The sequence below is a fragment of the Microbulbifer mangrovi genome, assembly GCF_002009015.1.
GTDB lineage: Bacteria > Pseudomonadota > Gammaproteobacteria > Pseudomonadales > Cellvibrionaceae > Microbulbifer > Microbulbifer mangrovi.
On the sequence record NZ_LZDE01000165.1, the window covers coordinates 1 to 4,677 of the forward strand.

Sequence of the window (4,677 nt, forward strand, 5' to 3'; positions counted from 1 at the left end):
CAGGTCTTTTACGTCGTAGCCGCCCTCGAACACGATACCGGCCTCTTCATTACTCACAAAAAGGTTTTCGGTAAGCACGCGCTCTGGGGCCGAGGCGGTGGCGCGATCGCGCAATACCAGCTCGGCACCAGGATTGAAGGTAGAGGGCGCATAGAGGTCGCTGGTCACCAGCATGTCGTCTTCGTCGCGATTCAGTGTGCGGCGCACATAGACCACCGGGTAATCCACGACCACCGGATCTTCGGACTGATCACCACCACCGAGGCTGGAGCTTTCACCGCTGCCACCGGAGCAACCGGCGAGCAGTAGTAGAGCCACGAGCCCGCCGGCCAGCGTATAGATTTTATTCAAGAATTTACCCTCAACTTGGCTTGGCCCTTGCCGCATTTTTATTCGTTTCGCAGTGGTTGCTCACCGTCGCCGCGGCGCCAAAACTGGACTAGCGTCCCAGATAACAGGGCGAGCGTAATGGGTGCGATTCTCTCGGTTGGCCCGTGTTGTCTCAAGCGGTGCACATGGTTTTTGCCAACCAGAACACGGTTTAAATTTTTACCGCTGGCCAATCACTTCACTTTCTTTAGTATCAGTGACCGGTCTCAAGACATAAAAAATACTGCGCAGGCATTACCCGCGTGGTAATGAACCTTACGCGAACCAGCCCATGAAAATGAAATCGCCCGCTGCGCGCATGCTGCTCGCGGCGACCGCCTGTGTCAGCGCCTCGCTCAGTGTACTTGCCTATGCCGATCCGCAGGAGCAGGCAGCACAGATCCACAGCCGCATTACCGGAGTCAAACCGAGCGTCGATGTCCTCAAGGCCATGGCCGAAGATATCGCCAACGGCAATGCTGATTCGGCAGCTTACCGGGCGATGGACAACGATGCCTTCTATGATGTGACGCTAAAAAACCTGGTCACACCCTGGACCAATCGCGACGGCGACAACTTCGCCCCACTGAACGACTACACCGCAACGGTGATCGGCATGGTGCGCGATGAAGTGGATTTTCGGGAAATCCTGTCCGGCGACATCATCTATACCGGCGCTTCCGGCCTCGGGCTACCCAACTACAGCAATAGCGACAATGCGCACTACACTGCGCTGGAAGAAAGTGGCTACCCGCTACAGACCGCCCTCGAGCGCCATACCCAGTCATCGGTAACCGGCCTGCCCGGCGATGCGACTGCCGGGGTGATGACCACCCGCGGCGGGGCCAAAGCCTTTTTCTACGCGGGCACCAACCGTGCCATGTTCCGCTTCACCCTGATGAACCACCTGTGCCGCGACCTGGAACAGGTGCACGACACGTCGCGCCCGCCGGATCGTATCCGTCAGGATGTGAGCCGCAGTCCCGGCGGAGACAGCCGCGTGTTCCAGAACAACTGCGTGGGCTGTCACAGTGGCATGGATCCCATGGCCCAGGCATTTGCCTACTACGACTACGTGTACGACGTGGACAATGATCCTACCGGGGAAGACGGTCAGCTGGACTACAACCGCAGCGGCGATACCGATCCAGCAACCGGCACCCGGGTAAAGGCCAAAAACCACATTAACAGTGCCACCTTTCCCTATGGCTTCGTAATTCCCGATGACAAGTGGGACAACTACTGGCGCGACGGACCGAACATGCACCTGGGCTGGAGCAGCGCACTGCCCGGCTCGGGCAATGGCGCCAAGTCCATGGGACGGGAACTGGCCAACAGTGAGGCCTTTGCCCAATGCCAGGTCACCAAAGTATTCGAGCAGGTCTGCCTGCGCGCACCGGAAGACAGCGCGGACCGCAATCGCATCGCGAGCATGACCGACAGTTTTACCGGCAACGGCTACAAGCTGAAGCAGGTCTACGCGGACGCTGCGGTTTACTGTGCGGGGGAATAATGCAATGAACTATGAATCCGCTGGCACACTCAAATCGCTGCTGCTGACCGCCGTAAACCTACACGCACTGGTTACACGGCCACAGCTGAAAAAAACCCTACTGTTATCCACCGTGTTCGGCTCCGCATTGCTTGTGGCCTGTTCCGGCGGCAGCGGTCAGTCCACCGAGACCCTGCCCAATACGAACCCGGACTCCGGCGATACCAGCTACTCCGGTCCCGCGCCGGAAAATGAAGACGTACAGAATTACAAACGCTATATCTGGGACAATCTTGCTGCGGAAAATCGCTGCGGCAGTTGTCACATCGAAGGCAACCAGAGTCCACGCTTTGTACGCGGCGACGATATCAACCTCGCCCATGACGAGGGCCGCGACCTGGTGAATCTCGGCAGCCCGGAGGATTCACGCCTCGTCACCAAGGTGGTCAGTGGCCACAATTGTTGGCTGGCAAATGCCGATACCTGTGGCGAGATCATCACCAATTACATCGAGGAGTGGGCCGCAGCCGCGGGCTCGGTGGCGAGCACCATTACCCTGACGCCTCCCACCGAGCGCGAGGTCGGCGCGAGCAAAAGCTTCCCCGCTTCCAGCGGCAATTTTGCCACCACCGTCTATCCACTGCTGCAGGAATACTGCGCAAGTTGCCACAGCGAGGATGCGGAAACCGCGCAACAGCCCTACTTCGCCAGCAGCGATGTAGACCAGGCTTACGAGGCATCAAAAGCGCGGATGGATCTGGATAACCCGGAGAATTCCCGTTTTGTGGTTCGCCTCGGCAATGACTTCCACAACTGCTGGAGCGACTGTGCCGAAAACGCGGACACCATGGCCGCGGCGATCAGAAATTTCGTAGACGGTATCGCGGTGACAGAAGTGGACCCGAACTGGGTCACCAGTAAGGCGCTTTACCTTACCGACGGCATCGTCTCCAGCGGCGGTGGCCGAATCGAGAACAACGCCATTGCCCTGTACGAATTCAAGTCCGGCAGCGGCACCACCGCTTACGATACTTCCGGGGTCAATCCGGCCATCGATCTCAGCCTGTCGGGCGACGTGGAATGGCTCGGCTCCTGGGGTATCCAGTTGAATGGCGGTAAGGCCCAGGCATCCACTACCAGCAGCAAGCGCCTGTTCGATACCCTCACCGGCACCGGCGAGTATTCCATTGAGGCGTGGGTGGCCCCGGCCAATGTGGTACAGGAAGGTCCGGCGCGGATCGTCACCTATTCCGGTGGCAACGATATCCGCAACTTTACCCTCGGCCAGGCGATGTACAACTACACCTTCCAGAACCGCAACGATGCCAGCACCGATGCCGATGGCATGCCCGCGCTGATCACCGAAGATATGGCCGAGCGCGCCCAGGCAACCCTGCAACACGTGGTGGCCACATTCGATCCGATCAATGGCCGCCGCCTGTATGTAAACGGCGAATTCACCGGTGATGCGGACCTGGTTGCCGCGGGGCTGTTGTCCACCTGGGACGACACGTTTGCCCTGGCACTGGGCAGTGAAGTATCCGGCGATAATGTATGGCAGGGCTCAATCCGCCTGCTGGCAATCCATTCAAGGGCGCTGACCCAGGACGACATCCTGACCAATTACGAGGCAGGCGTGGGTGAGAAATACCTGCTGCTGTTCAAGGTCGAGGAGCAGACCGATGTACCCCAGGGGTACGTGATGTTTGAGGTCCAGCAGTATGACAACCACGGTTACCTGTTCAGCGAGCCCAAGTTCATCTCACTGGAAGATGGTGTCTCTCCCGACGGCGTGATCATTCAGGGCATGCGTATCGGCATCAATGGCCGCGAGGCTGTTGTCGGCCAGTCCTGGGCGAATCTGGACACTACCGTGACTGCCACTGAATACGATGCGGAAACCGGCCAACAGCTTTCGCCGCTGGGCACCATCATCACCCTGGAAAAGGGCCCCACTGCGGACGAGTTTTTCCTGACGTTCGAACGACTCGGCAATGAGGAGTTCGTACGCGTTGAAGCTACACCGGCAGCACCCGCGGCGCCCGCCGACCTGACACCGCAACCGCGTATTGGTATCCGCCGCTTCGAGCAGATTCACGCGGCCCTGTCTGCGGCGACCGGGGTTTCCAGCACGCACCCGGCCGTGGTGGAAACCTGGCAGAAGGTGAAACAGCAGCTACCGGTGGAAGCGGATATTCGCGGTTTCCTCGCGGCACAGCAGATGGGTATTACCCAGCTGGCGGTGAAGTACTGCAGTACGCTGGTGGATGACACCGGCGCGCGCGCCAGCTATTTCCCGGGCTTCGATTTCTCGGCAGGTGCCGGCGAAGCTTTTGACACGGCCGCGGAACGCGCGCAGGTAATCGATCCGCTGCTGGAAAACCTGCTCGGCCGCCCGATTGCCTGGCCCGCTGCGGTAGGCGGCCACACCGCACAACTGGCGACGGCGCCGGATGAGAGTGCGGTGCGCGCGGAGCTGGACAGTCTGATCGATACCATGACCGCGTGCGGCAGCGGCTGTGACGCGAATCGCACCCCCACCACCGTGAAAGCAACCTGCGCGGCGGCGATGGGTAGTGCGATGATTTTGATTCACTGATTTATGGATTCCCGCGCTTCGTAGCGGGAGCAGCTTCGTTAGCGGGACGGGGCCAGCGGTACAACCCCGGCAAACAACCTGTCGGCAAATGTTTGCCGGGGTTGTACTGCTGGCCCCTGCCACATATGTCGGCAAATGGCATCCTTCTAACAGGGTGCAAATACATAACGCGAAGGGCTGCTGCCGGGGGCCGCTCGCGAGACCTTCTAAAACAGGG

General features: G+C 59.6%; 2 protein-coding genes and 1 pseudogene. 2 read left to right on the plus strand and 1 reads right to left on the minus strand.

The genetic code is table 11. The annotated features are described in order from the left end of the window. Nucleotides 1-351: pseudogene (locus B4U49_RS01185) on the minus strand (hypothetical protein); the annotation flags it as partial. 310 nt (nt 352-661) lie between these two features. On the opposite strand from B4U49_RS01185, the gene B4U49_RS01190 reads away from it, so the two are divergent. After that, nucleotides 662-1,882: a hypothetical protein gene (locus B4U49_RS01190; RefSeq protein ID WP_239692421.1), complete on the plus strand. Its 1,221-nt coding sequence runs from the start codon at nt 662-664 to the stop codon at nt 1,880-1,882. Nucleotides 1,883-1,886: 4 nt separating this feature from the next. Next, nucleotides 1,887-4,460: a LamG domain-containing protein gene (locus B4U49_RS01195; protein ID WP_078082764.1), complete on the plus strand. Its 2,574-nt coding sequence runs from the start codon at nt 1,887-1,889 to the stop codon at nt 4,458-4,460. Nucleotides 4,461-4,677: the final 217 nt, after the last annotated feature.